This window comes from Gammaproteobacteria bacterium (genome assembly GCA_035501935.1).
Taxonomy (GTDB): Bacteria; Pseudomonadota; Gammaproteobacteria; order JAJPIJ01; family JAJPIJ01; genus JAJPIJ01.
Window position 1 is genome coordinate 1 of sequence record DATJVC010000010.1, and the last position, 26283, is coordinate 26283.

24 protein-coding genes and 4 tRNA genes are annotated in these 26283 nt (G+C 60.2%); 17 read left to right on the plus strand and 11 right to left on the minus strand.

What is annotated here, in order from left to right; genetic code table 11:
* Position 1: 1 nt before the first annotated feature.
* From VMH34_02280 to gltX, 8 genes are all read right to left on the minus strand, one after another.
* Positions 2–1171 (minus strand): cation:proton antiporter, encoded by a 1170-nt coding sequence (locus VMH34_02280; GenBank protein ID HTT07607.1) that lies wholly within the window; start codon positions 1169–1171, stop codon positions 2–4.
* 24 nt (positions 1172–1195) lie between these two features.
* Positions 1196–2995 (minus strand): lipase maturation factor family protein, encoded by a 1800-nt coding sequence (locus VMH34_02285; protein HTT07608.1) that lies wholly within the window; start codon positions 2993–2995, stop codon positions 1196–1198.
* A 48-nt stretch (positions 2996–3043) separates the two neighbouring features.
* Positions 3044–3119, minus strand: a tRNA-Lys gene (locus VMH34_02290).
* A 164-nt stretch (positions 3120–3283) separates the two neighbouring features.
* Positions 3284–3359, minus strand: a tRNA-His gene (locus VMH34_02295).
* Between the two features lie 16 nt (positions 3360–3375).
* Positions 3376–3452, minus strand: a tRNA-Arg gene (locus tag VMH34_02300).
* 192 nt (positions 3453–3644) lie between these two features.
* Positions 3645–3721 (minus strand) — tRNA-Pro (locus tag VMH34_02305).
* A gap of 65 nt (positions 3722–3786) precedes the next feature.
* Positions 3787–5187: a cysteine--tRNA ligase gene (gene cysS / locus VMH34_02310; GenBank protein ID HTT07609.1), complete on the minus strand. Its 1401-nt coding sequence runs from the start codon at positions 5185–5187 to the stop codon at positions 3787–3789.
* Positions 5184–6593: a glutamate--tRNA ligase gene (gene gltX / locus VMH34_02315; GenBank protein ID HTT07610.1), complete on the minus strand. Its 1410-nt coding sequence runs from the start codon at positions 6591–6593 to the stop codon at positions 5184–5186. The genes cysS and gltX overlap by 4 nt, the downstream gene beginning before the upstream one ends.
* A gap of 115 nt (positions 6594–6708) precedes the next feature.
* On the opposite strand from gltX, the gene VMH34_02320 reads away from it, so the two are divergent.
* The 6 genes from VMH34_02320 to VMH34_02345 are packed head-to-tail and all read left to right on the plus strand — an operon-like array spanning position 6709 to position 10419.
* Positions 6709–7266, plus strand: coding sequence for a peptidylprolyl isomerase (locus tag VMH34_02320; GenBank protein HTT07611.1), 558 nt, complete (start codon positions 6709–6711; stop codon positions 7264–7266).
* Positions 7263–7763: a peptidylprolyl isomerase gene (locus VMH34_02325; protein HTT07612.1), complete on the plus strand. Its 501-nt coding sequence runs from the start codon at positions 7263–7265 to the stop codon at positions 7761–7763. Before VMH34_02320 ends, VMH34_02325 begins: the two co-directional genes overlap by 4 nt.
* A 27-nt stretch (positions 7764–7790) precedes the next feature.
* On the plus strand, positions 7791–8549 hold the full coding sequence (locus tag VMH34_02330) for a UDP-2,3-diacylglucosamine diphosphatase (GenBank protein HTT07613.1): 759 nt from the start codon (positions 7791–7793) through the stop codon (positions 8547–8549).
* Between the two features lie 12 nt (positions 8550–8561).
* Entirely contained in the window at positions 8562–9245 is a 684-nt protein-coding gene (locus VMH34_02335) for a CPBP family intramembrane glutamic endopeptidase (GenBank protein ID HTT07614.1), read from the plus strand.
* A 6-nt stretch (positions 9246–9251) separates the two neighbouring features.
* On the plus strand, positions 9252–9560 hold the full coding sequence (locus VMH34_02340; GenBank protein ID HTT07615.1) for a DUF1272 domain-containing protein: 309 nt from the start codon (positions 9252–9254) through the stop codon (positions 9558–9560).
* 34 nt (positions 9561–9594) lie between these two features.
* Positions 9595–10419: a c-type cytochrome gene (locus VMH34_02345; protein HTT07616.1), complete on the plus strand. Its 825-nt coding sequence runs from the start codon at positions 9595–9597 to the stop codon at positions 10417–10419.
* Positions 10420–10510: 91 nt separating this feature from the next.
* Here VMH34_02345 and ampE read toward each other — a convergent pair whose 3' ends face one another.
* On the minus strand, positions 10511–11371 hold the full coding sequence (gene ampE, locus VMH34_02350; GenBank protein HTT07617.1) for a regulatory signaling modulator protein AmpE: 861 nt from the start codon (positions 11369–11371) through the stop codon (positions 10511–10513).
* A 23-nt stretch (positions 11372–11394) separates the two neighbouring features.
* Complete coding sequence (gene ampD / locus VMH34_02355; GenBank protein HTT07618.1) at positions 11395–11958, minus strand: 1,6-anhydro-N-acetylmuramyl-L-alanine amidase AmpD; 564 nt, start codon at positions 11956–11958, stop codon at positions 11395–11397.
* 66 nt (positions 11959–12024) lie between these two features.
* Here ampD and nadC point away from each other — a divergent pair, with 66 nt between their 5' ends.
* Positions 12025–12870, plus strand: a complete 846-nt coding sequence (nadC, locus tag VMH34_02360) for a carboxylating nicotinate-nucleotide diphosphorylase (GenBank protein ID HTT07619.1) — start codon at positions 12025–12027, stop codon at positions 12868–12870.
* Here the strand turns inward: nadC and VMH34_02365 are convergent.
* Positions 12865–13488, minus strand: a complete 624-nt coding sequence (locus tag VMH34_02365; GenBank protein HTT07620.1) for a cyclodeaminase/cyclohydrolase family protein — start codon at positions 13486–13488, stop codon at positions 12865–12867. The two genes, nadC and VMH34_02365, sit on opposite strands and share 6 nt — an antisense overlap.
* A gap of 196 nt (positions 13489–13684) precedes the next feature.
* Between VMH34_02365 and VMH34_02370 the strand changes: the two genes are divergently transcribed.
* The 10 genes from VMH34_02370 to VMH34_02415 all read left to right on the plus strand — a co-directional run bounded on the left by VMH34_02370 (position 13685) and on the right by VMH34_02415 (position 26244).
* Entirely contained in the window at positions 13685–14536 is an 852-nt protein-coding gene (locus VMH34_02370) for a methylene-tetrahydromethanopterin dehydrogenase N-terminal domain-containing protein (protein ID HTT07621.1), read from the plus strand.
* Positions 14517–15659 carry an SPOR domain-containing protein gene (locus VMH34_02375; GenBank protein ID HTT07622.1) on the plus strand — a complete coding sequence of 381 codons (1143 nt, stop codon included), beginning with the start codon at positions 14517–14519 and terminating at the stop codon, positions 15657–15659. Before VMH34_02370 ends, VMH34_02375 begins: the two co-directional genes overlap by 20 nt.
* Before the next feature lie 21 nt (positions 15660–15680).
* Complete coding sequence (locus VMH34_02380) at positions 15681–16415, plus strand: hypothetical protein (GenBank protein HTT07623.1); 735 nt, start codon at positions 15681–15683, stop codon at positions 16413–16415.
* A gap of 81 nt (positions 16416–16496) precedes the next feature.
* Positions 16497–17213, plus strand: coding sequence for a hypothetical protein (locus VMH34_02385; GenBank protein HTT07624.1), 717 nt, complete (start codon positions 16497–16499; stop codon positions 17211–17213).
* 23 nt (positions 17214–17236) lie between these two features.
* On the plus strand, positions 17237–17623 hold the full coding sequence (locus VMH34_02390) for a hypothetical protein (protein HTT07625.1): 387 nt from the start codon (positions 17237–17239) through the stop codon (positions 17621–17623).
* 51 nt (positions 17624–17674) lie between these two features.
* Positions 17675–18172: a thiol peroxidase gene (gene tpx, locus VMH34_02395; protein ID HTT07626.1), complete on the plus strand. Its 498-nt coding sequence runs from the start codon at positions 17675–17677 to the stop codon at positions 18170–18172.
* 382 nt (positions 18173–18554) lie between these two features.
* Positions 18555–20996 carry a PAS domain S-box protein gene (locus tag VMH34_02400; GenBank protein HTT07627.1) on the plus strand — a complete coding sequence of 814 codons (2442 nt, stop codon included), beginning with the start codon at positions 18555–18557 and terminating at the stop codon, positions 20994–20996.
* A gap of 316 nt (positions 20997–21312) precedes the next feature.
* A complete protein-coding gene (gene otsB, locus VMH34_02405; protein ID HTT07628.1) occupies positions 21313–22152 on the plus strand; it encodes a trehalose-phosphatase in 840 nt (279 codons plus the stop codon).
* 28 nt (positions 22153–22180) lie between these two features.
* Positions 22181–23965, plus strand: a complete 1785-nt coding sequence (locus VMH34_02410) for a glycoside hydrolase family 15 protein (GenBank protein HTT07629.1) — start codon at positions 22181–22183, stop codon at positions 23963–23965.
* On the plus strand, positions 23965–26244 hold the full coding sequence (locus VMH34_02415) for a trehalose-6-phosphate synthase (GenBank protein ID HTT07630.1): 2280 nt from the start codon (positions 23965–23967) through the stop codon (positions 26242–26244). Before VMH34_02410 ends, VMH34_02415 begins: the two co-directional genes overlap by 1 nt.
* The last annotated feature ends 39 nt before the right edge of the window (positions 26245–26283 follow it).

Here is a 26283-nt window from a genome sequence, read left to right on the forward strand (position 1 = left end):
GTCAGTCGCGACGCAGGCGATCGGAAATTGCAATAGGTGTCGGGTAGCGCATTACGATCAGGTAGGTCGAGATAATAAACGTCACCAGCGTCGCCATCTCGATGATCTGGGATATTTTGTCGTCGATCACGTTCGTCTTGAGCGCCACCACCGCAATCAAGAGTGAAAACTCGCTGATCTGACCCAGCCGCACACCGATCTCCAGCGATACGCGCGGCTTCTCCCCGGCCCGCGACAACAGCCAGCGGAAAACGAAAGGCTTGGAGAGCAGCGCCAACGCCGCGATCAGCATGGCGGGAAGTGCGACCTCCCGGAGCACCGACAGATCGAAATTGGCGCCGAGTGAGAAAAAGAACAACACCAGAAAGAAATCTCGCAGCGGTTTCAGGCTCTCGGCGATGAACAGCGCCACGGGACTGGCTGCCAGCGCCACGCCCGCCACGAAGGCGCCGATCTCGTGGGACAACCCCAAAACCTTGCTCAACTCCGCGAGACCCAGGCACCAGGCGATGACCAGCAGGAACACATATTCATGGATGCGGTCGAAGCGCGCGATCAGTTTTTCCACTATAAAATGCTCGAGCAGAGACGCGACGAGGATCAGCGCCGCGAGCGAGAGCACCAGCAGGCCGACATGCACGAAAAGGCTGCCGCCCTGACCGTAGCCCTGCAACAGCAGCAGCATCAGGATGGCGATGAGGTCCTGCAATAACAGGATGCTTATGACCACCTGCCCCATGCGCTGGTGGTGCAGGGTCGTGGTCGGCACCAGTTTCAGGCCGATGATGGTGCTGGAGAACATCATGACTGCGCCGATTACCGCGGCGGGAAGCATGCCGTAACCCAACGCCGCTGCGATCAGAAAGCCCGGAATCGCGAAAATCCCGGAACTGGCCAGCGTCACCCACACCGCTTCGCGAAACATCTTCACCAGCTGGTCGGTCGGCATGTTCAGCCCCAGCAGATACAGCAGGAAGATGATGCCGATGTGGGAGACCTCACCGATCCACGCCGGGTCGGCCACCCATTTGAGTCCCCACGGTCCCAGCACCACGCCCATGAGGATGTAGGCCACCAACATGGCCTGGCGCGCGTACAGCGCGGCGGTCGCCGCCACCGCCGCACCGGCGAAGATTAGAAAAATGGAAAAAACCACCGAGCCTTCCGGCATGCGCCATCTCCTTGTCCGTGTCGGCTATTTCACCTCATCCGATTCGGCGGCACTCTTCTTGAGCGAAACGATAGGAAAATAAGTGCCGAGCAACTCGCGTTTCCACCAATGACCGGTTTCCCGACGCTCCTCATAGCTGGTGAAGTGATAGTCATACAACAGCGCCCGGATGTAGCGCGGCGGCGAATCCGGAAATGGATTGCGCTCGAAGAGCGCCGTCACTGGCGGTGAATTCTCCAGCAGCCGCTGCAACAGGTGTCCGAACCACCACTCCGAGCGCGGATCGCCGAGCGCCGCGAACCACATCTGCCAGTCCAGGCGCGGCTGGTGCGGAAAGTTCCACAATGGCCGCCGGTTCAAGGCGCTGGGCTTGTACTTGAATTCGTATTCGGCCCAGCGCAATTGGTTGTTGGAACCTTCAATGACGATCTCCGGCCGCCGCGTCGTCATGTTGGCGAAGAGGCCGTAGGGACTGACGATGAAGTACGACACAAAGAAATCACGGAATTCCGCCAGCGGTTCCGGCGGACGGTGGCGCGTCAACTGCGACTCGATCACGATGAGCCCGAGGCTCACCAGCAGAACAGCGAGAACACCGTGCATCCAAGCCACGGCTTTCGATCGCACGCGAACGATGCAAGGCGCGCGGATATTGAACGCCTGATCATCAAACAGCGAGACGCACAGCAGCATGACCAGCAGGTTGAAGAAGTTGTAATTGCCGGTGAGCAGGATGAATGTCTCGAAGCTGAGGATGCACCACGCCGCCAGCATGCGCGGCCGCCGCGGCAGGAAGATTAGAAAGACAAGCACAAGTTCGACCAGCAATGTCATGACCACACCGGCCTCAAGCAACCACGATGGCGATTGATGGGCGTACCAGGCCAGCGGCGTCGGCAACGGTTGCGTCTCGAAGTGATAATTGAGCGCTGTCAGATTCCGCCAGGTGACGTCGCCGCTCGTGATCTTCGCCGCACCGGCGAGGAACATGAAGCGGAAGGTCAGCCACCGAAACAGCCACACAATGACCGGCGATCCACCGGGCAGGAAGATGCCGAGAAAGCCGGCCTCGAGCAGCAGCATGTCCCACTGGAAGGTCATGAATACCTGGCCGGCGTGCGTCAGCGACAGATACAGCGCGTACAACAAAATCAGCATCGCACGCTGCCAGAACCCGACTGTAAGCAGTACGCTCGCCAGCACGCCGGTCCAGCATACGGCGTGCAATGCGGCATCGCTGGCGTCGAACCAGAACACATTCGGAACGACGAAGTAGGCCCGCGTACCGAGATGTTCATGCAACAGCGACAAATATGTTTGCAGCGGCAGGATGCCGCGCGCGCCGATCAGCCCCTCGACCTGCACGGCGTAGGAGGCAAAGGCAAACAGATAAATGAGACCCAGCCCGCGCAGCAGCAGCCAGGTGACGCGCGTGTGCGTCTCCGGCACACGCTCGCGGCCCCACAGCCAGCGGCTCAGCCAGTGAGCAGCCACCCGCCGCTGCGCCACGAAGTTGTAGCAGCACTCGCTGAACCAGGCATACAAAGGAACGCGCCGGTACAGCCACCACCAGAAACCACGCCCAGCGTGAACCAACACCAGATAAGCTGCCGCCGCGCCCTTGTATGTCTTGCCATCCGCCGCGACGAAATAAATCGCGCGACGGAATTCTTCGATTGAAATATGGGGAAACTCATGACCGACTTCCTGATAAGAGGCGTAACGGACCACCTCACCCGTCAGCCGCTGCCAATAACGCACCCAGTAGACGCAGAAACCGCAGTCGCCGTCATAGATCAACAGTGGCCGTGCGGATGCGGTCATGACTCTCCCTACGCCATTGGGCCAGATTTGTCGCGGGACATTTTAAATTGGTGGGCCGTGTAGGAGTCGAACCTACGACCTACTGATTAAGAGTCAGCTGCTCTACCAACTGAGCTAACGGCCCATTGTTTTAATCGCTGACCGGGCCTCCTGCCCGGCAGCTCCGCGGCGTGGCCGGAGTGAATCCACCCACGCCTCCGCGCCGGCTGCGCCGTCGCGTTCGCACGTCCTGTGCTCAATACCCCGGCTATCTTGCGTTCGCCAGTGACAGCGCCGATGGCAAAAATATGGGGTGACCGATGGGGATCGAACCCACGACAACCGGAATCACAATCCGGGGCTCTACCAACTGAGCTACGGTCACCGTAGTCATAATGTTATGGCGCGCCTGGCAGGAGTCGAACCTGCGACCACCGGCTTAGAAGGCCGGTGCTCTATCCATCTGAGCTACAGGCGCGTTCAATCATTCCAGTGTAGCCCAGGGGTTGCATCCATCCCTGGAACAGGTTCCCGGCCTCGACCTCCGTGTCTCGGCGCTCGGCGGGCCGAACATTCACTGGATGTTCGGCCCAACCCCGCCTCGCCCATCTGAGCTACAGGCGCATTCTTCACTCCGGACTGTAACTCGATGCCTTCGCACACACAAAATTGGTCGGGGCAGAGGGATTCGAACCCCCGACAACCTGCTCCCAAAGCAGGTGCGCTACCAGGCTGCGCTATGCCCCGTTCACGATATTGTACTAGGGGTTACGCACGGAGGGCAGGCATGATACGCACCACCCCCAAGAGCGTCAATTCCGCCGCCACGTTGTGCCGGACGGCCCGTCTTCGAGGGTAATGCCCTGCCCGGTCAGTAGATCGCGGATGCGATCGGACTCCTTCCAATCCTTGCGTTTGCGGGCCTCGGTGCGTTCCGCGACCAACTTGTCGATATTTTCCTGCGTCAGTTCCCCGGTGCCATAGTGTAATAAACGTGCATTGCCGTGCAGAAAGGCGGTGGGTTCCTGTGTCAGCAGGCCCAGCACGCCGGCCAATGCCTTCAACTGCCCCGCCGCCTGTGCGTTGCCCCGATTGGCCTCCGCGGCGAGATCGAACAGCACGGCGCAGGCCTCCGGCGTGTTGAAGTCATCGTCCATCGCCGCGCGGAAACGCTGCGCCGGCGGCTCATCCCAATCGAGCGGAACGGCGGCGGGAGGCGTGTTTTTGAGCGCGGTGTAGAGACGCGTCAGCGCGCTTTTGGCGTCGTCCAGATGCACATCCGAATAATTCAGCGGACTGCGGTAGTGCGCGCGCAGGATGAAAAACCGCACCACTTCGGCGTCGTATTTCTTCAATATCTCGCGCACGGTGAAGAAGTTGCCGAGCGATTTCGACATCTTCTCGTCGGCCACGCGCACGAAGCCGTTGTGCATCCAGCAGTTCACGAACGGCTTGCCGCTCGCGCCCTCGGATTGGGCGATTTCGTTTTCATGATGCGGGAACTGGAGATCGACGCCCCCACCATGAATGTCAAAATGCTCGCCCAGCAGCGTGCTCGACATGGCCGAACATTCAATGTGCCATCCCGGCCGGCCGCCGCCCCACGGCGAATCCCACGCGGGTTCACCCGCCTTCGAGTGCTTCCACAACACGAAGTCCAACGGATCACGCTTGCTGGAACTGACCTCCACGCGCTCCCCGGCGCGCAATTCGTCCAGTGATTTGCCTGACAATTTGCCGTAACCGGCGAAATCGCGTACCGAATAATTCACGTCACCGTCGGTGGCGCGGTAAGCCAGCTTGTTTTTCTCCAGACGCGAAATCATTTCCAGCATCTGTGGCACATACTGGGTCGCGCGCGGTTCGTGATCGGGCTTGAGGACGCCCAAGGCAGCCGTGTCCTCATCCATGGCCTGAATATAACGCGCAGTCAGCGCCTCGATGCTCTCGCCGTTCTCGACGGCGCGCTTGATGATCTTGTCGTCGATGTCCGTGATATTGCGCACATAGGTGACTTTGTAGCCTCGCGCGCGCAGCCACCGCGTCACCATGTCGAACACCACCATGACCCGGGCGTGGCCCAAGTGGCAGTAGTCATATACCGTCATGCCGCAGACGTACATCCGCACCTGGCCCAGCGTGATCGGCTTGAACGTTTCCTTTTTGCCGGTCAGCGTGTTGTAGATGTGCAAACTTTCCGTATCCTGTTTCAACACAGTACTTGCTCCAAACGTTGCCGGATGCGTTTCGTCCCCATCAAGTTGAAAAGCGCAACTAGTGCCGGTCCATCAAGGCGGCCCGTAAATGCTGCGCGCAAAGGTGCAAAGAGTTTTTTACCCCTCAGTGGCGTTACCGATTCCAGCTTGCGTATGAACTCAAGATAGTCTTCGCCAGACGACCCCAAAATCTCAAGTGCCTGGCGAAATATTGTTTTATCAACCGTCTGCATAAGCGTGGTGGCGGCGTTATCCATCACTATTGAGTCTTTATAAAGAATGGATGCCCAATCGCGCGCGTCTGATGGAAATAAAATGTTGCCACTGACACCGTGAATGAATTGCTTCAAGCATTCAGCTGGTACAAATGCCCGCGTGTCTGAATCTAGCCAATCGATCAAGGTTTTTTCTTCGGCCTTGAGTATAGCTTCGCGCTGCCAGTGCTCGAACTGCCGCTCATCGAAGTGCGCCGGAGCCGCACCGAGGTGCTTGAGTTCAAACTGCGCGGCCAGTTCGCCGGGCGTCATTGTCGCCGTATTGGCATAGGAGTGCCCCAGCCGCGCCAGGCCGTTCAGCACCGCCGCCGGCAGGTAGCCCTGCGCACGCAGGTCCTCAATCGAGGCGCTGCCGTGGCGCTTGGACAACGGCGCGCCGTCGGCGCCTACGATCAGATTCACATGGCCATAAGAGGGCGCGTGCAGTTTCAACGCCTGCAACAACAACAACTGACGCGGCGTGTTGCTCAAGTGATCATTGCCGCGCAATACATGCGTGATGCCCATCAGTGCATCGTCCACCGCGTTGCTGAAAAAAAACGCCGCGCTGCCGTCCGCCCGGCGGATGACGAAATCGCCGATGTCATCGGTCACGAACCGCTGCGGGCCGCCCACCAGATCGTCGAATTCGACGCTGACGCCTGCGGGCACGCGGAACCGCCAGGTGTGCGCCTCGCCCTTTGCGCGCCGCGCCTGCGATTCTGCCGCTGTCAGTTTGGCGCACGTGCCGGCATATCGCGGCGGTCTGCCCGCCGCCAGTTGTGTCTTGCGCTGAATGGCGAGCGTCTCCGCTGAACAAAAGCAGGGATAGACTGCGCCGGCCTCGGCCAGGCGCCGGAATTGTTCGTCATAGATCGCGCCGCGTTCGGATTGATGGTAGGGCGCGTGCGGGCCGCCATGCCCGGGCCCTTCGTCCCACTCCAAACCCAGCCAGTGAAGATCATCGATGATGCCCTGAATCGATGAGCCGCTGCTGCGGGTTTGATCGGTATCCTCGATGCGCAACAAAAAGACGCCGCCCAGCTTGCGCGCCAGCAGCCAGTTGAACAGGGCGGTGCGCGCATTGCCGAGGTGCAAATCCCCGGTGGGACTGGGTGCGAATCGGGTCTTCACTGTCTCGCCGGACATAGGGCGCGCATGTTACAGTAACCCCACTTTCCCCTCAAAAGAATCGGCGATGTTTCCCATGTTTAATACCGTGCTTTTGCGGTCGTGGTTGATGCGGTTGGCGGTGGCGCTGGTGATGACGGTGGCGATATGCGAAGCGGCCTATGCCGCCGCAGCGCCGCGCGTGCGCCTGCAGACCTCCATGGGCGACATCATTGTCGAACTGTACCCGGACCAGGCGCCCAAAAGCGTGGCGAATTTTCTGGCCTACGTGAAGTCCGGCTTTTACGACGGCACCATTTTCCATCGCGTCATCGACGGTTTCATGATCCAGGGCGGCGGCTTTACCGCCGATTTTGAAGAAAAGAAAACCCGGGCGCCCATCGAGAACGAGGCCGGCAATGGCCTGCAAAACACGCGCGGCACCATTGCCATGGCGCGCACTTCCGACCCGCATTCCGCCAGCGCACAGTTCTTCATCAACGTCGCGGACAACGCCTTCCTGAACCATACCGCCGACACCGAACAGGGCTGGGGTTATTGCGTCTTCGGCAGGGTGGTGGAAGGCATGGATACGGTGGACAAGATTCGCAAGGTGCCGACCGGCGATCGGGGCCCCTTTGGCGACGTACCGCAAACCGCCGTGCTCATCAACAAGGCGGCATTAATCACAACGGAGGTGGCGAAACCATGAAGGCGAAGCTGCAAACGAGTCTGGGCGACATCCTCATCGAACTTTATCCGGACAAGGCGCCGCTCACCGTCAGGAATTTCATCGACTACGTCAACGCCGGCCACTATGACGGCACCATATTTCACCGCGTCATCGACGGCTTCATGATCCAGGGCGGCGGTTACCTGCCGGGACTGAAACAGAAAAACACCCGGCCGCCGGTGCAGAACGAGGCCAACAACGGCCTCAGCAACAAGTCGGGCACCATTGCCATGGCGCGCACCAACGACCCGCATTCCGCCAGCGCGCAGTTCTTCATCAACGTCAACGACAATCCATTCCTCGATCACAAGGCCACGACCGCGCAGGGCTGGGGTTATTGCGTCTTCGGCAGGGTGGTCACGGGCATGGACGTCGTCAACGAGATCAAGGAAGTGGACACCGGGCACAAGGGCGGCATGGCCGATGTCCCCAGGGAGGATGTCGTGATCAACAAAGCCAGCATCGAGAAAGCCTGAGCCGTCACTTCTTCGCGTCGTGATCATATGGCGACGCTGTTCATTTCCGATTTGCATCTCTCCGCGCACCGTCCGGAAAAGCTGGCGTTGTTCCGTGAACTGCTGCAGTGGGCCGCGGGCCGCGTGGACGCGTTGTATATCCTGGGCGACCTGTTCGAGGTCTGGGTGGGCGATGATGACAACACGCCGCCCTATCCCGACATCATCGCCGCGCTGCGTACCGTCAGCATTGCCAGCACGCCGTTATATGTGATGCGCGGCAACCGCGACTTCCTGATGGGCGCGCGGTTCGAGATGCTGACCGGCGGCCGGTTGCTGCCCGATCCTTATGTCACGGAGTTTTATGGGCAGCGGGTACTGCTCATGCACGGTGATCTGCTGTGCACGCATGATCGGGATTACCAGAATTTCCGTCGCAAGGTGCGCAATCCGCGCTGGCAGCGGCGTTTTCTGTCACTGCCGTTGTTCCTGCGCAAACTGTCGGGAAAATGCGCGCGCCTGCGCAGCCGGCTGGCCCTGCGCCATAAGCCGGCATATATCATGGATGTTGATGCCACAGCCGTTGAACGCAGCATGCGCGAGCATGGCGTGCGACTGCTCATCCACGGTCACACCCATCGTCCGGCGGTGCACAACCTGACGATCGATGGACAGCCGGCGCTGCGCGTGGTGCTTGGCGACTGGTACGAGCAGGACTCCGCCCTTTTGCTGGACGCGGGTGATCCGCAATTAATGCGCGTCACCGACTGCCTGCGCCGTTTGGGTATGCCTTCCAAATCAGCTTAGAAGGCGCCGTCTATGCGTCATAGAGGCATTGATAAGCGCAGCCTTGTTGCCCTCGCCATCCTTCCCTCGCTGGCGCTCGGGCTGCTGAACGACCTCTATCTTGAATCGCTGTATCAGCACAACGTCGCCTGGTTCTGGGCGGCGGATTTCACCCAGTTTGTGATTGTGCCGGCATTGATGGCGTTTTTTCTCCTCAAGGCCGGGTCGATTACGCCCCGCGATTATGGCTTCCGTCCATTTGCTCCAGGGATGCGGATCGTCGAAGTCGCGGGCTTGTGCCTGCTGACGTGCGCCGTGTTCTGGTTGTCTTATGAACCGGTGAAACATATTGCGTATTCGTTGTTTCGTTCCCATCCCGAGACGTTTGGATACGACTCGGTGATTCCTCAACCACTTTTATTGAAGATTCCCGTCGTGCTGTATTTCTCGCTGACGGCGGCATTTGTCGAGGAGGCGGTATTCCGCGGCCTCCCCTGGCTTTATTTTTCACAATTCAATTCCGGCCGGCGCAGGGCGGCGGTTTACGTGGTCTCGACAGCTTTGCTCTTCTCCGCGATCCACTCCGAACAGGGATTGCCCGGAATGCTGGCGGCTTTCACCCTGGGCGTGGCAGCCGCTATGATGTATGCAAAGATTCAAAACCTGTGGCCGTTTGTCGCCGCCCATTTCGTTACCGACCTCATCAGCTTCTGGTGAAAAATCATGCTTGAACTCCGGCCCACTTGCGAAAACTGCAACAAGACGCTTCCGCCCGAATCCACCGAGGCGATGATTTGCACGTTCGAATGCACCTTTTGCAGAAAATGCACCGAGGACGTGCTGCACAACGTCTGCCCGAATTGCGGGGGCGGCTTTTCGCCGCGGCCGATACGGCCGAAGAAAAACTGGAAGGGCGACAATTTCCTGGGTAAATACCCGCCCTCCCGGACTGTGAAACACCGGCCGGTCAACGCCGCCGATCACGAAAAATTTTCTACCGGAATTAAACCGATCGCCCCCGCCGATCGATAGCATGAACCGGGTTCGACTTGTGAAACGGCGCGCCATGAAACTTGCCTCGCTTCTCTCTCATTGCGTCTGGGTATGCGTCCCCTTGATTTTGTGGAATGCGGCAAACGCCGATACTCATCAAAACCTCCAGCTCGTCGGGCCCGGGACTCAAAAAACCATCTCGCTCGCCGAACTGCGCAAGAATCTCAAAACCGTCTCCGTCACCCTGGATGATCCGGTTTATCAAAAGGAAAAAACTTTTGACGGCTTCGAGCTGCAAGAGGTCCTCGGTCTCCTGGGCCCTTCCACCGAGGGAGTGGATGAGATCGTATTTCAATCAACCGACGGCTACGCCCCCAGCCTGCCCATGTCAAAAGCCCTGGCTCATGGCGCGATCCTCGCGTATCAGGAACACGGCAATCCCAGAAAATGGGACAAAATCCGGCAAGGCAAGGCGTGGCTCTCGCCCGCTCCGTTCTATCTGGTATGGAAGGAAGGAAAAGAATTGGGTGAGGAGTTTCCGTGGCCTTACCAACTCATCAAAATCGAGCTCGTCAAATTTTCGAGTAAATTCGCCAAACTCTATCCGGCCGAAGCCAAAAATGACTCGGCGGTCATGCGCGGGTTCGTGGATTTCAAAACCAACTGTATGCGTTGTCACTCGATCAATCTCGAAGGCGGCGATCTCGCGCCTGAACTCAATATCCCCCAAAACGTCACTGAATACTGGAGTCGCGATACCCTCAAAAATTTTATCGCCAACCCGGGGGCTTTTCGCGCCAAAAGCAAAATGCCTCCATTCGAAGACGTGCTCAAATCCGGTGGGATCGACGACATCCTTGAGTATCTGGACTACATGAAAGTGCACAAATCCCGATAACGGCGTGAAGGGCGAGAACCCGGGAGGTTGCATGTCAGTAAATGGGGATTTCCGAGCCCGGGCAACACAGTGATGCCGAGCGCACGTTTTACTAACGGATACCGGCGAGCGTGATTAACGCCAGCATGGTGAGCCAGACAAGGAAGGTGCGACCCACCAGTCCGCGGATTTCGTCGATCCAGTGGCCTTCTTCCTCGGGCGTCAGCGGCGCGGCGGGCGGCGTGAACTGCATGGCGCCCAAACCGGCGGCGCGAATCAGATTGTCATTTTCGTAGAAGTTCAGCGTGCGGCGAAACTGCCAGGCCTCGAGCGCGTGCGTCAGGCTGCCGCCCAGCGCAAAGCCGAGCGCAAACAGCCGCGCCGGTACCCAGTTGAGGATGTCATGCAGCCGCTCCGCCGCCGCCGTGTAGTCCGCGGCGCGCGTGTTGCGGGACGCCCGCAACTCGGTCGCCAACCGGTAGAACAGGGCGCCGACCGGGCCCAGCACCGTGAACCAGAAGAAGACCGCGAACAGGCTGTCATTGGCGGCTACCAGCACGGCCTCCAGCACCCGCATGATGCGCTGCGGTGTCTTCTCCACTCCGGCCTCACCGGTCAATTCGGCGGTCACCTGCGCCAGCCGTTCGGCGTCCTGTGCCAGCACGGCCTGGCGGTAGGTCTCCAGTTCCCGCGGCAGGTCAAGCGGCCCCAGGCAGTAGAGCAGCACCACCACCGCCACGATATAAGTCCCCACCGAATTTGCGCCCATGAACGCCAGCAACAGTCCCAGCACGGCAATCGGCGGAGCCAGTGTGATCACCACCCCCAGACTGTCATGCCCGCCCGGCAGCCGGGCCAGCCAGTGCTGCAGCCCATCGGCGTAGCGGTGGAACCCGCCCCACTGGCGCAAGTGCTCCAGCGGACCCAGGTGCTGCTCAATGAGAATACAGACGAGGATGATGATGAGTGTCATGCGATTCCCTTGCGCCTATGGTGCTATGTTACCTGCAACAGCAACTCCCGGAAACGCCGCCAGTCAAAACCGGTGCCAGGGTCGGTCTTGCGCCCGGGCGCGACGTCGCTATGGCCCACGATGCGATCCTCCCCGATTGCCGGCCACTGCCGCATTAAAATACGGCAAACCCCCGCCAACCTGGCATATTGGGCGTCGGTATACGCATCGGTATCCGTACCCTCCAGTTCAATACCGATGGAATAGTCATTGCAACCTTCGCGGCCACGAAACACCGAGGCGCCCGCATGCCAGGCCCGGCGGTGAAACGGCACGTACTGGGTCATGTCGCCCTCGCGGCGGATGAGCACATGCGCCGAAACCCGCAGTCCCGCGAGCGTGGTGAAATACGGATGTTCATCCGATGACAATTGATTGGTGAATAACTGATCGATGTACGGCCCGCCGTATTTTCCCGGCGGCAGACTGATGCCGTGGATGACCAGAAGATCGATGGCCACGCCCGGCGGCCGATCGTCACAATTCGGCGACTGCAGGTAGCGCACGCCCGCCAGCAGGCCGGTGGCCGGATCGACTGGGGGGGACATAGGGCTTGTCATGCGCGCATGTTCCGATAGGCTAGTGAAAGCTTAACTTAAAACCCGGACTTTTTTATGGATCACGCCCCCCCCCTGCCGCCCGACCAGGTCATCGAGGCCGCGGTGCGCGCCGCGCTGACGGAGGACGTCGGCAGCGGCGACGTCACTGCCATCCTCATCCCGGCGGCGACGCAGGCACAGGCGCAGGTGATCACGCGCGAACCGGCGGTACTCTGCGGCGGCGCCTGGTTTGACGAGGTCTTTCGCCAGCTCGATACCCGCGTGCGCGTCGAATGGCAGGCGCACGACGGCGATGATGTACGCGCCGATCAAGTGCTGTGCCGGCTGCACGGGCCGGCGCGCGCGCTCCTGACCGGTGAGCGCACGGCGCTGAACTTCCTGCAGACGTTATGCGGCACGGCCACGGTGACGCGGCGTTACGCCCGCCTGCTGACGGACAGCAAAACGCAACTGCTGGACACGCGCAAGACCGTGCCCGGCCTGCGCGCGGCGCAGAAGTACGCCGTGCGCTGCGGCGGCGGACGCAACCACCGTCTGGGGTTGTACGACGGCGTGCTCATCAAGGAAAACCACATCAAGGCGGCGGGTTCGATCGCCGCCGCGGTGCAAGCCGCCCGGCAGCGCCACCCACGGCTGCCCATCGAAGTGGAGGTGGAATCGCTGGCTGAACTCACCGAAGCCGTGCAGAGCGGCGCCGACATCGCGCTTCTCGATAATTTCTCCGTGCCGATGATGCGGGAGGCGGTCAAACTGGCCGCCGGACGGCTGAAGCTGGAAGCCTCCGGCGGCCTGGACGAACGGAAATTGCCAGAGGTTGCGCAAACCGGTGTGGATTACATCTCCGCGGGCAGCCTGACCAAGCACGTGCACGCCATCGACCTTTCGATGCGGTTTCTATAATCGACTCTTGACGATCTGGTAGATCTGCTCGGTCAGCGCATCGCTGCCCTTGAGTATGCCTTCCAGCTGCTTGAGCCGGCTGTCAGCGAAGGCGCGATCCTTGATGTTGGGCACATTGATGTACACATTCAGCGCCGCGCTCTTCAAGGCCGCCTGCGCCGCCAGCACCGCCACGCCGGCGTCGCTGATGACATTCTTGTTGCCCTTCTCCGCCACCGGCTTGCAGAGATCGATCACGCCGGCGCAGACTCGCGCGCAGCCGAGCGGCACGTCGGTGGCGGCCTGCAGGGCCTTCTGGATGGCCTCGGCGCGCCTGCTCTTCTGCTCGTCGGTGTCCTTCGGCATGCCGTAGGCGGCCATGACCTGATTGAACACCTCAACATCGGCGCGGATCATGTCGGTCAGCTCCGCGCGCAGCGCCTCGGATTTCTCCAGCGCCGCCTTCATGTCCGCTTCCACCTGCTCGTGGCCCTTTTTCCCGATGGTCAGATTGCAGACCATGCTGGCCAGGGCCGCGCCCATCGCGCCCATGATGGCGGCGGCGCTGCCGCCCCCCGGTGTGGAAGTCTTGCTGGCCAGTTGATCGAGAAAGGTCTGGACGGATTGATCTTTGATCATCGTACCGCACTCCTTGAATTCAGAAGGGTCTAATTTCGGGACGGGGATTATATGCCAGCCCGCGTCGCTGGCAACCCGCGAACGTCATTAATTATTGTCCCGCCAGCCCGCTTGGGTTAAGGTTTGCGCGGCATTGCCCCGCGCGGGCAGCGCACACCGACAATAAAGAGACCGCCATGATGGCGAGGAGGATGTCATGAAGAAGCTTTTGTTCCACCTGGATACCGATCCCATGCCCAGCGTTTTCGATACCGTCGTCGCCCATGATGGCGGCGCCGATCACGTGCACGGCTACGGCGGGGTGACGACGGAGAATTGCGTTGCGCTGGTGGCGGGCACCATCTTCACCCGCGGCGACAAAAAGTTCAGCGCCATCTTCGTGAGCGGCAGCAACATGCAGGCGGGCGAACAGTTGTTCGAGGCGATCAAAAAACAATTCTTCGGCGATTTCCGTGTCTCCATCATGCTCGACAGCAACGGCAGCAACACCACCGCCGCCGCCATGGTGGCGCAGATGTCCAAGGCGAAGCCGCTGGCCGGCAAGCGCGCCGTGGTGCTGGCCGGCACCGGCCCGGTGGGCCAGCGCGCCGGCGTGATGATGGCGCGCGAGGGCACCGAGGTCATCCTGACCTCGCGCAAGCTGGACCGCGCGGAAGTGGCGTGCGCGGCGATGAACAAGGCCTTCGGCGTCGAGCTCAAGCCGATGGCGGTCACCGACGAGGCCTCCACGGCCAGGGCGCTGGCCGGCGCGCATCTGGTACTCGCCACCGGCGCCGCCGGCGTGCAACTGCTGCCGGAAAAATTGTGGAAGGATCATCCCACGCTGGAGATGCTGTCGGATGCCAATGCCACGCCGCCGCTCGGGTTCGAGGGCATCAAGGCCAAGGACAAGGGCGAGAACCGCCACGGCAAGCTGGTGTTCGGGGCGCTGGGTGTCGGCAACCTGAAGCTGGCGCTGCATCGCGCCTGCATCGGCAAACTGTTCGAGGCCAACAATCAGGTCTTCGACGCCACCGAGATTTATGCCATTGCCAAGACCATGGCATAAGACGCGCGCGCAATCATGGCTCGTGCGCCGTTTCCTGCGATGTGGCGCACTGGCCGCTGGCCTGTGGGCGTTGGGCCATGCCCTGCCCGTCTGGGCGGCCGGCCCTTCGACGGAGCTCAGGACAGGCACCTTCGAGGACGGCCGCGCCGCCTACGCCGCCAAGGACTACAAGAAGGCCCTGGGCATTCTCAAGCCGTTGGCGAAGTCCGGCGATGCGCAGGCCGAACTCGCACTCGCGGTGATGTACGACCGCGGCGAGGGTGTGAAGCAGGACGTGGCCGCGGCCCTGGACTGGTATAAAAAGGCCGCCGAACAGGGCGTCCCGGTCGCACAGCACGATCTGGGCTTGAAGTACTACAACGGCGAGGGTGTGACCAAGGATCCCGCCGAGGCGGTAAAGTGGTGGCGGATGGCCGCCGACAGCGGGCTTGCGGACTCGCAGTACAACCTGGGCCTGATGTACGCGCGCGGCAGCGGCGTGGGACAGGACGACCAGGCCGCCGTGCAGTGGTTCGAGAAGGCCGCGGCGCAGGGTCACGCGCTCGGCCAATACAGCCTGGGCGCTGCCTATGCCTTGGGGAAAGGCGCGCCGGTCGATTATCAAAAAGCGGCGGAATGGTTCCGCAAGTCCGCCGAGCAGGGCACGCCGCAGGCGCAATACAATCTCGGCGTGCTGCTCGAAAACGGCCAGGGCGTCACGGCGGACCTCGCGGAGGCCAGGAAGTGGTACCAAAAAGCCGCGGCGCAGGGCTTGGAGGCCGCCAGGCAGAAACTGGCGGCAGCCGAAAAGCAGAAGCCACCCACCGCCACCAGCACCGGCGAAACGCCGCACGGCCAGGACTGGATCGCCGCACAGAACCCGGAGAGCTACACCATCCAGCTGGTGGCCTCCTCCAGCGAGGACAACCTCGTCAACCTGCTGAAGCACAGTTCGCTGCCCGGCGAGGCGGCCTACTTTTACAACAGCCAGGCCACGCCGGCCATGTACACCGCGCTATGCGGCGTCTACGCGAACTACGAAGAGGCCAAAACCGCCATGACGCGCCTGCCGGCGGACCTGCAAAAGCAATCGCCGTGGGTGCGCAAATTCGCCACCGTGCAGGCCTTGATCGGCAAGCATTGACCATCCCCCGGCAGAGCCCGCATGGCCACCTTTTATGAAATTCTCAACGCGCCGCAGGAACGGCTGTTAAACCTGTTCTACATCGCCGTCCGGGGCCCGGAAAAGGAGGATCGCAAACAAAAAATCAAACGGGTCGCGGCCAAGCTGGGCCTGCGCTCGGCGCAGGTGGTCTGCGGCCTGGGCTTCAACCGCCACATCCGCAACCTGCCGGACATCATTTCCGCGCTCGGATTCGAGAATTATGAACAACTGGCCGCCGACCGGAACTCCTATTTCATCAATGACCTCTATCAATACCTGAGCATCGAGGACGTCCTTGCCGTCTACAAGGCCCTGAAGCATCAATATGACCTGATCCCGGTCATCCAGTATCTCCTGACCAGCCGGCTGGCCAACATCGAGCAGCGCATAGACGCCACGGTCAACCCGCTGGTGATCGAGCGCTACAAGAAGGAACTGCGCACCGTCTATGCCGAGGGCATCGCCCAGATCGACTTCGCCGAATCGCGGCTGACCAATGTCCACAGCGGCTTCAGGGCGCTGATCAATGAAGTGGTCATCATGGTCGAGACCAAACTCATACCCATCGGCGACATTTTTTTCCGCGACACCGTCCTGCCGGAGGAGAAGCGCAAGCTCATCTCCCGCGGCCTGGTGCCGGCCAATTTTGTCCACGACCGCCTCGATGACACGGCCACCCCGGCCAAAGAGCGGGAAATGCTCCAGGCCTGCCTGTCTCTGGTGGATAAAAAATGAAATCAATCGCTTTATGGGTGACAGGGTTTGATAGAATGCCTCGCCATTCGACCCCGAACAGAACGCCGATGGGAGCAAGCTGTGCCCACCTTTAAGGAGATTTTGACCGCCACGCCGGAGAAGCTGGTTAATTTCTTCTACAAAATCAAACCGGCCCCGACCAGCGAATTCCTCGTCTGCATCGACTGGACCGCGACCCAGCTGGAGGTCAACCACTGGCAACTGGTCTGTTCGCTGGGCTTCAACGCCCATGCGCGCGATTTGACCGACATCATGGCCCTGCTCGGCATCACCTCGTTCAAGTCGCTGGCCATACGCCGCAACGAACTGTTCGCCACCGACGCCTACGAACACCTGCCCATAGACAACGTGCTGGACATCTACACCCACGCCATCCACGACGCGGAATTCACCAAGGCCATCCAGGAGACCATTCCGCGCCGGCTGGAACTCGTCGAGAAATCCATCGGGCGCAGCGGCAATCCGGCGCTGGAGATCAGCTATCGCATGGAAGTGCACGCCATCTACAACGGCGCCCTGGTCGGCAAGGAGTTTGCCGATAAACGCCTGAGTAATGCCGCGCTGGGTCCCTGCCGGCTGGTGGCCGGCGAGGTGGACGTCATTGTTGACAACAACCTGCTGCCGGCGCCCAATATCTTTTTCATGGACAGTGTGATGGGCGAGGAAAAGCGCGGCTTGGTGGAGCGCGCATTGATTACAAAAGACATGGTCAAAAACCGCCTCACCAACACCGGCATCTCAGACGAAGAGCAGCAGGTGCTTTCAACACTGGTCTGAACGGCTTCCGCCATCCCGCAGCCATGGATCAGCTCACCTTTCAGAAGTCCTGGATCGACAGCCTGCGGCGGTTGTGGGGCGAATTTCGCGATGATCTAAAAATGGGCGAGCTGCTCACCCTGCTGGCAGTGGCCACTCGCGGCAACTCCACGGCGGAGGAACTGGCGGCGTACACCGGCATCGATGTACACCTTCTGAAGGATTATCTATGCACGCTGGGCCCGCCGACGGGCCGTTGGTGGCAGCGCCGGCATGGCTTGATCCAGACCGAGAATTCCGGCCAGCAGCCGCAGCAGATCCATTACGGCATGACGCTCAAGGGCGCGCTCGTGATCCGCACGCTTTTCCTGATCGCACGCCTCGACGATCAACCCCCCTCACCGACCGAATCCGCCCGCTGGCGCTTCTAAACATGTAGAGTACATAATGATGTATCGATCCAAATAATAAGGAGCACACCCATGGCCACCGTCACGTTAAAAGGCAACCCCGTCAAGACCAACGGCAATCTCCCCAAGGTGGGGAGCGCAGCCCCGGACTTCGTGCTCGTCGATGGCGATCTCAACAACGTCTCATTGAAAAACTTCGCCGGCAAAAGCAAAGTCCTGAACATCGTTCCGAGCCTCGACACGCCGACCTGCCAGACCTCCACGCGCAAATTCAACGAATCGGCGTCCAAGCTGCCCAATGCCGTGGTGCTCGTCATCTCCGGCGATCTGCCCTTTGCCATGAAGCGCTTCTGCGAAACCGAGGGACTGAAGAACGTTCACACGCTGGCCATGATGCGCTCACGCAATTTCGCCAAGGATTACGGCGTGTTGATCGAAGACGGTCCGCTGGCGGGGATCACCGCGCGCGCCGTGGTGGTGCTCGACGCCAGCAACAAGGTCAAGTACACCGAACTGGTGCCTGAGATCGCCAACGAACCCAACTACGCCGCGGCTTTGGCGGCGTTATAAATCGCAAATTTATGGAATACCACACTTGGAGATAACCAGGTGTTTGCAGTGAAAAAAGCTATACGGGGACGTATCACAATTCTTTCTGAAGACGTGCCCTCCAACAGCATGGTCAGTTAGATTTGCACTTGGCAAATCGGTCGAACTAATAAATCCTGCCAAGACATGTCAATCTGGTAGTGCGTCAACCTTTTAACTTACTGTAAACCAAGGGGTATCTCGGGGACAGTTGGTTCATAGGGGTTGTTCCGCCGCTTCGGCCTTTGCCGGTGCCACCCTCAGTTCCATCCTGCCCGTTGATCGAAAAATAACATCTATACTTTATGGGATTGGGGCCAATCCATAAAAATTTAATGGGGTTGTTGAAAAACGGATTTTCCAATTGAACATCGCGCAACCCAAGCAAAGCGAGACCCTGCTGACCGGCCAGAAGCGGGTGCTCGAAATGATCGCCGAGGGCCGGCCGCTCGGCGAAACACTCGATGCGCTGCTTCGCGTCATCGAAGCAGAGTCTCCAGGAATGCCCTGTTCCATTCTGCTGCTCGATGATGACGGCGTGCACGTGCGACACGGGGCAGCGCCGAGTCTTCCGGAAGGTTATATACACGCAATCGACGGTTCAGCCATCGGCCCACGCGCCGGTTCGTGCGGCACGGCGGCGTTCCGGCGCGAACAAGTCATCGTCGAAGACATCATGACCGATCCGCTGTGGGAGGATTACCGTGATCTTGCGGCGAAGCACGGGCTGCGCGCCTGCTGGTCCACACCCATCTTCGATGCGCAGCGGCGGGTGCTCGGCACTTTCGCCTTTTACTTCCATTCGCCCGCCCGGCCAACGCAGCATCACATGCAACTGATCGAAACGGCCACGCATATCGCCGCCATCGCCATCGGCACCCAGCGCAAGGAGGAAGCGCTACGCCAGAGTGAAAAATTATTTCGTTCCGCCATGGAATATTCAGCGATCGGAATGGCGCTGGTTGCGCCTGACGGAAAGTGGCTGGAAGTCAATCGCGCTGTATGCCAGATAACCGGCTATTCCCGGGAAGAATTGCTGGCCATTAATTTTCAAATCATCACCCATCCTGAAGATCTCGATACCGAAATATCCCAGATGCATCGGATGTTGAGAGGAGAAACTGTTACCAACCAGATGGAAAAACGTTATATCCACAAAGATGGTCACATCGTGTGGATTCTGCTCACCGTTGCACTGGTGCGCGATAACCTGGAAAAACCACTTTATTTTATTGCACAAATCCAGGATATCACCGGGCGCAAGCAGGCGGAGAAGACCCTGCAGGAGAATGAGCGTAAATACCGCGAACTGGTTGAAAACGCCAACAGCATCATCATGCGGTGGAGATGCAACGGACACATCACATTCATCAATGAATTCGGCCAGAAATTCTTCGGCTACGCCGAAGATGAGCTGGTCGGGCGCCACGTAGTAGGCACCATCGTCCCGGAGACGGAGTCCACCGGCCGCGACCTGCGTCCACTGATGCGCGAGATATGCCGCAACCCCAAGGAATTCGAAAGCAACGTCAACGAGAACGTGCGCCGCTCCGGCGAGCGGGTATGGATCGCCTGGACCAATAAAATCGTCTTCGATGATACCGGGCAGGTGAAGGAAATATTAAGCATCGGTTCGGACATCACCGAGAAAAAACTGGCCAATGAGAAACTCGCCGGGACCGAGGCGCGCTTCCGTCATCTGCTCAATTCCAGCCCCAGCGCAATCTACGCAACCACACTGGAATCCAGAAAATGCACCTACATCAGCGAAACCATCATCCGCCTGACGGGGCATGAGCCGCAGGCGGTGCTGGATGATCCCAAGTTCTGGTTCGACAATGTGCAGCCGGATGATTTTCAGCGCATTAAATCCGAACTGGAACGTCATATAAAAGAGGGGGGCGGACAACTTGAATACCGTTTCCGCAAGAAAAATGGTGAATATATCTGGGTCAGGGACAGTTTCCGTGTCATATGGGACGCAAACAAGGTGCCTTTCGAGGTGGTGGGCTCATGGACCGACATCACGGCCTCGCGGCAAGTCGAGGAACAACTGGTGCAGTCGCAGAAGATGGAAGCCGTCGGCCAGATGACCGGCGGCATTGCGCACGATTTCAACAACCGGCTGACGGTGATCATGGGCAACCTGGAACTCCTGCAACGCCGGCTGGGAAACGATCAGGCGGCCGCAAATCAGCTTAAGTCGATACTGTCCGCCGCGGAAGGCGCGGCCGACCTTACGCGTCAACTTCTGGCCTTCTCCCGCCGCCAAGCTATGGAGACGACCGTGGTCAATGTCAACGAACTGGTCGTGAACTTGCGCGACATGCTGCAGCGGACGCTGGGAGAGATGGTGAAGGTTGAGGTGCATCCGGGCCCGGACCTGTGGTCGGTCAGGACTGATCGCAGCCTGCTTGAAAATGTGCTGATCAATCTCGGTGTAAATGCCCGCGACGCCATGCCCAAAGGTGGCAAATTGATTATTGAGACCGCCAACACGGCGTTGAAAGACACCTATTCACTTATCCACGGCAAGGAAATCAGCGGCGATTTCATCCTGCTTACCGTCAGCGACACCGGGACGGGCATGACTGAGGAGGTCAAACAGCGCATTTTCGAGCCATTCTTCACCACCAAGGCAAAAGGCAAGGGCACGGGATTGGGCATGAGCATGGTCTATGGTTTTGTGAAGCAGTCAGGAGGTCACATTGATATCCACACCGAGCTGGGGCATGGCACCAGCTTCAAGATTTATCTGCCCAAGGATAGCTCTGCGGAAAACACCATGTCCATTATCGAGAGATGACGAATATCGAGAACAATTGAGAACATGCTGCGATTTTTTTAATCTCAATGCGGCAAACCCCTCAAAGAGTTCTCGCTCCTTCAATCAACACGCCGGTTTGGCCGCGGTGAAATCAGAGGTTGAAATAGTCGGCGTACCCGGCTAGATTCGGGGTTCTGACCCTGTGGTTCGTAACAAATAGTCGTTAAAAAACTTCAAGAAGTATTGTTGTCAGAGCGGTCCGGTCAGCAATAACTGTTTAACACAGCGTGTTTTTTTCTCCATTGCCACCGGCGTTCCGCTTCCGAATGGATAACGCACGTATGAGACTCGATCAATGCGAAACCCAGAGGTGTTATCCGCGATGATTGAAGAATCCGGCCATACCGGCAGGCGCAGGCTCGACGCCTTCTTCGAGGCGCTGCGCGAGGCGCCGAGGCGCGTACTCATGCTGGATTATGACGGCACCCTGGCGCCCTTCCGGCTGGAGCCGCACAAGGCGTTGCCCTATCCGGGTGTGTGCGAACTGCTTGATCGGGTCATTGCGGACAGTGGCACGCGGCTGGCGATCATCAGCGGCCGGTGGATTCGCGATCTGATTCCGATGCTGGAGCTGAAACGCAGACCCGAATTGTGGGGCACGCATGGGCGCGAAAGATTGTGGCCGGACGGGCGGTACGAATTCGCGGAAATACCGCGTGAATCCCACCTCGCGCTGCTGGAGGCGGACGCGTGGGAGACGCAGGTCAGGCTGTTGGGCGGGCGCGTGGAGCGTAAGCCCGCCAGCCTCGCCATTCACTGGCGGGGCATCTCCGCCGCGCGGGTAGATCAGATTCGCGATCACGTCCTGGAGATGTGGGAGAAAATCGAACCGCGGGGCGACCTCGACCTTCGCAGTTTCGACGGCGGGATGGAACTCGTGGTACGCGGCTGCTCCAAGGCCACGGCGGTGAACACGATACTTTCGGAGTCCGGGCCCGGCACGGTGGCGGCGTATCTGGGCGACGATCTGACCGACGAGGACGCCCTCACGGCCTTGCAGGGGCGCGGTCTTGGCGTGCTGGTGTCCGATGCCCCACACCGCACGGCCGCGGATGTTTGGCTCCGCCCTCCGCAAGGGGTGCGCGCCTTTCTCGCACAGTGGGTGCAAATCTGCGGCGGCGCGGAAAAATCATAGCCGCCGCGCAACGGACTAGCGGAATGATATGGAACAACTGAAGCTCGGCCTGATCGGCAACTGCAACATCTCCGCGCTGGTTGATTCACAGGCGCGGATTGTGTGGTCCTGCATGCCCCGTTTCGATGGCGATCCGGTGTTTTGCGCCCTGCTTCGCAAAAACGCGCGGGAGAATCACGGGGCGTTTGCCATCGATCTGCAAAACATCGCCCGCACCGAGCAACGCTACCTGCGCAACACCGCCATTCTCGTCACCACGATGTACGATGATCGGGGCGGCATCGTCGAGGTCACCGATTTCGCGCCGCGATTCCGGGATCTCGGGCGCATGTACCGCCCCATGATGCTGGTACGGCGGATCCGGCGCCTCGCCGGCAGCCCAATGGTTACGGTGCGGCTGGCGCCGACCTTTGATTACGGCGCAAGCAAACCCACGCTCACCTTCGGCAGCCACCACATCCGCTACATCGCGCCCGAACTGGTCCTGAGGCTGACCACCGACCAGTCCATCACCACCATCCTGGAACAGAGATCATTCCTCGTCGACCGGGACGTGACGCTCATACTCGGGCCGGATGAATCGGTGCCGGACACGGTCGGCGAATTGGGCCTGCGGTGGTTCGGCGAGACCCGCAGCTACTGGCAGGAGTGGGTGCGCTTTCTGGGCATTCCCTTCGAGTGGCAGGAAGCGGTGATTCGCGCCGCGATCACCCTGAAGCTCAGCGCCTTCGACGATACCGGCGCCATCGTCGCGGCCATGACCACCTCCCTGCCCGAGGCGCCCGACAGCGGGCGCAATTGGGATTACCGTTATTGCTGGTTGCGCGACAGCTATTTCTCCGTTTGTGCGCTGAATCGGCTGGGCGCCACACGCTCGATGGAGCGCTACCTGCATTACATAATCAACGTTGCCGCGAACGCCGAGGAAGGGCGGCTGCAGCCGGTGTACAGAATCAGCGGCCGGCCCGACATGGATGAAACCGTCGTTTCAGCCCTGGAGGGATTTGGCGGCATGGGACCGGTGCGGATCGGCAATGCCGCCTATCGGCAATTGCAGAATGACGTCTACGGTTCGGTCGTCCTGGCCGCGACCCACACCTTCTTCGACCACAGGCTGGATCGGCCGGGCGACGAGGCGTTGTTCACGCGTCTGGAGACGCAGGGCGAAATGGCGCGCCGCGTTTTCGAACAGCCGGATGCGGGCATCTGGGAATTGCGCAACGAAGCGCGGATACACACCTTCTCCAGCGTCATGTGCTGGGTCGCCTGCGACCGGCTGGCGAAGATAGCGCGGCATCTCCGGCTCGACAATCGCGCCGCCTACTGGCAGGGGCACGCCGATGCCATGCACACGGTGATCTGCAATCGCGCCTGGGACACGAATCAGAACGCCTTCGTCGAAAGCTTCGGCGGGCACGAACTCGACGCCAGCCTGCTGCTGCTCTATGAACTGGGATTCCTGGCCGCGGATGATCCCCGATTTGCGTCCACGGTGAATGCCGTTGAGCACAATCTCAAAAAAGGCGATTTCATCTTCCGCTACACACAGAAGGATGATTTCGGCAAACCGGAGACGGCCTTCACCGTCTGCACCTTCTGGTACATCGACGCGCTGGCCGCGCTGGGCCGCAGGGAGGAAGCCCGTGCGTTGTTCGAGACGCTGCTCGCCATTCGCAATCCCCTCGGTCTGTTGTCGGAGGACGTCCATCCCGTGACCCGTGGTTTGTGGGGGAATTTCCCGCAGACCTACAGCATGGTCGGCCTGATCAACTCGGCAATCCGCCTCAGCCGGAGTTGGGAGGAGGCCACGTGATGAAGCCGATATCACGCCTGTCAAAATCGTTGCGCATTGGCGTCCTGATCGCTGGCGTCGTCTGCCTGGCGACCGGCCTCCTGGCCTGGAACCAGGTGCAGCGCGAACGCGACATCGACCTCTATGACGTCGACAAGCGGGCGCATGCGTTGATCCACCAGCTTTCCTTCAACATGTTCGATGTCATGCAGAAGTCCAATGCGGAAATCGAGAAGTTGCTCGGCTCCCGCCTGGAGGGATATGGCCGCTTGATCGGGTTTGCCGTGTACCGGGGCAACGGCGAGTTTGTGACGTCGGCCAAGGCCGTGTCCGAATACAGCAAGTTGTTGCAGGGCATCGTGCAGCGTGCCCTGCAGAGCGAATCCGAGGTCACTGAAATTTCACGAGCCAACGGGCCGCTGCTGCATATTCTCGCCAGCCCCATCAAAAGGAAGGACGGATTGATTGTCGGCGTTATCGTCTCCATTCACGACATCGGCTACATCGATGAGCGCTCGAGCGCCCGCCTGATTCAATTCGGCTTCTGGATCCTGCTGGTCCTGCTGCTGGTGATGACGGTGGTGGTCGGCGCCATGTGGATTGCCTACGAACGCCCGCTGCACAATCTGGCGCAATGGATGCGGCGCCTGCGGCTGGAGAATGTTCCGGAAGCACCTCCGCGCGGCCTCTCCCATGAGTTGCTCGAAAGTGAAAGCGACCGGCTGGCGGCCACTTTCCGCGCGGCGCGTTCGACGGGGCGGGCGCGGTCGCGGGCGGAAGTTCGCGCCGACCGCGTATGGACCCGGGCCCGCCTTCGGGCCCACGCCATCGATTGCCTCGGCGAGAACCGCCAGCTTGTGGTCGTCAGCAATCGCGAGCCCTACATGCACCAGTTGGACGGCAACCAGCCGCGGATGATCATCCCGGCGGGCGGTCTGGTCACCGCCCTTGACCCGGTGCTGCGGGCCTGCGGCGGCCTGTGGGTGGCGCACGGCGGCGGCGACGCGGATCGACAGACCGCCGACAAGCACGGCCGGCTCACCGTGCCGCCGGATGACGCGCGTTACACGCTGCGGCGGGTGTGGCTGTCGCGCGAGGAGGAACAGGGATATTACTACGGCTTTTCCAACGAGGGCCTGTGGCCACTGTGCCATCTTGCCCACGAGCGGCCGGTCTTCCGTGCCTCCGATTGGGAGCATTATGTGAAGGCCAACCAGCGTTTCGCCGCGGCTGTATTGCAGGAGATCGGCGATGGCGGGGCGGTGGTGCTGGTCCAGGATTACCAGCTGGCGTTGCTGCCGGGGATTCTCAAGGCCGCCCGTCCGGACCTGCGCGTCGGCCTCTTCTGGCACATCCCGTGGCCGAACCCCGAGGCGTTCCGCATCTGTCCGTGGCGATCTGAAATCCTGCAAGGCATGCTCGGGGCCGATCTGATCGGATTTCATCTTCAACAATACTGCAACAATTTCCTCGACACCGTTGACCGTATGCTCGAGGCGCGGCTCGACTGGGACCATTTCGCCGTGGAATTGCGCGGGCACACCTCCCACGTGCGTCCATTCCCCATCAGCGTGCAGCGGTGGACCGAGCGCCGCGTCCCCGGCAACGATAAACTTTCACAGATGATCTCGGAACTCAAGCAGCAGAACAAGATCAACGGCGAGCGAATCGCCGTGGGCGTGGATCGCCTCGATTACACCAAGGGCATACCGGAACGGTTCCGCGCCGTGGCGAGATTCCTGGAAAAATATCCGCAGCATCGTGAGCGATTCACCTTCGTGCAACTCGGTGCGCCCAGCCGCACGCATATCCGCCGTTACCGCGAACACCTCGCCGGACTCGAGGCACTGGCCGACGAGATCAACTGGAAGTACCAAACCGACACATGGAAGCCCATACATTTCCTGATCGGCCACCACGATGCGGCGACGGTGTACGCCTTCATGCGCATGGCCTCGATCTGCATCGTCAGCTCCCTGCATGACGGCATGAATCTGGTGGCCAAGGAATATGTGGTCGCCAAGGATGACAACGACGGCGCGCTGATTCTGTCGGAATTCGCCGGCGCCGCCCGGGAGCTGTCGGACGCACAGATTATCAATCCCTACGATATCGAGCAGTTTGCCGATGCGATCCGCGATGCCATCGAGATGGATCCCGCGGAACGGCGCACGCGGATGGAGCGGATGCGCCGCGTGGTGGACGAGCACAACGTCTACCGCTGGGCCGCCGGCTTTCTCACCGAACTTGCCGCCACCCGGACCGCGACCGCCACACCGGCCGCGGCGGCGGTGACTTAAGGAGACTTGCGAAGTAATTGCGAAGTGGCCACCGTACAA

What these genes read in the sequence shown, in the direction of transcription:
- gltX (HTT07610.1), bottom strand. Translation starts at nt 6,593, where the DNA reads ATGTCCGGCGAGACAGTGAAGACCCGATTCGCACCCAGTCCCACCGGG.
- VMH34_02390 (HTT07625.1), top strand. Translation starts at nt 17,237, where the DNA reads ATGGATCAGCTCACCTTTCAGAAGTCCTGGATCGACAGCCTGCGGCGG.
- VMH34_02335 (HTT07614.1), top strand. Translation starts at nt 8,562, where the DNA reads ATGCGTCATAGAGGCATTGATAAGCGCAGCCTTGTTGCCCTCGCCATC.
- VMH34_02285 (HTT07608.1), bottom strand. Translation starts at nt 2,995, where the DNA reads ATGACCGCATCCGCACGGCCACTGTTGATCTATGACGGCGACTGCGGT.
- VMH34_02415 (HTT07630.1), top strand. Translation starts at nt 23,965, where the DNA reads ATGAAGCCGATATCACGCCTGTCAAAATCGTTGCGCATTGGCGTCCTG.
- VMH34_02340 (HTT07615.1), top strand. Translation starts at nt 9,252, where the DNA reads ATGCTTGAACTCCGGCCCACTTGCGAAAACTGCAACAAGACGCTTCCG.
- otsB (HTT07628.1), top strand. Translation starts at nt 21,313, where the DNA reads ATGCGAAACCCAGAGGTGTTATCCGCGATGATTGAAGAATCCGGCCAT.
- VMH34_02380 (HTT07623.1), top strand. Translation starts at nt 15,681, where the DNA reads ATGGCCACCTTTTATGAAATTCTCAACGCGCCGCAGGAACGGCTGTTA.
- VMH34_02345 (HTT07616.1), top strand. Translation starts at nt 9,595, where the DNA reads ATGAAACTTGCCTCGCTTCTCTCTCATTGCGTCTGGGTATGCGTCCCC.
- VMH34_02365 (HTT07620.1), bottom strand. Translation starts at nt 13,488, where the DNA reads ATGATCAAAGATCAATCCGTCCAGACCTTTCTCGATCAACTGGCCAGC.
- ampD (HTT07618.1), bottom strand. Translation starts at nt 11,958, where the DNA reads ATGTCCCCCCCAGTCGATCCGGCCACCGGCCTGCTGGCGGGCGTGCGC.
- VMH34_02410 (HTT07629.1), top strand. Translation starts at nt 22,181, where the DNA reads ATGGAACAACTGAAGCTCGGCCTGATCGGCAACTGCAACATCTCCGCG.
- VMH34_02320 (HTT07611.1), top strand. Translation starts at nt 6,709, where the DNA reads ATGACGGTGGCGATATGCGAAGCGGCCTATGCCGCCGCAGCGCCGCGC.
- VMH34_02370 (HTT07621.1), top strand. Translation starts at nt 13,685, where the DNA reads ATGAAGAAGCTTTTGTTCCACCTGGATACCGATCCCATGCCCAGCGTT.
- tpx (HTT07626.1), top strand. Translation starts at nt 17,675, where the DNA reads ATGGCCACCGTCACGTTAAAAGGCAACCCCGTCAAGACCAACGGCAAT.
- VMH34_02325 (HTT07612.1), top strand. Translation starts at nt 7,263, where the DNA reads ATGAAGGCGAAGCTGCAAACGAGTCTGGGCGACATCCTCATCGAACTT.
- ampE (HTT07617.1), bottom strand. Translation starts at nt 11,371, where the DNA reads ATGACACTCATCATCATCCTCGTCTGTATTCTCATTGAGCAGCACCTG.
- nadC (HTT07619.1), top strand. Translation starts at nt 12,025, where the DNA reads ATGGATCACGCCCCCCCCCTGCCGCCCGACCAGGTCATCGAGGCCGCG.
- VMH34_02330 (HTT07613.1), top strand. Translation starts at nt 7,791, where the DNA reads ATGGCGACGCTGTTCATTTCCGATTTGCATCTCTCCGCGCACCGTCCG.
- VMH34_02280 (HTT07607.1), bottom strand. Translation starts at nt 1,171, where the DNA reads ATGCCGGAAGGCTCGGTGGTTTTTTCCATTTTTCTAATCTTCGCCGGT.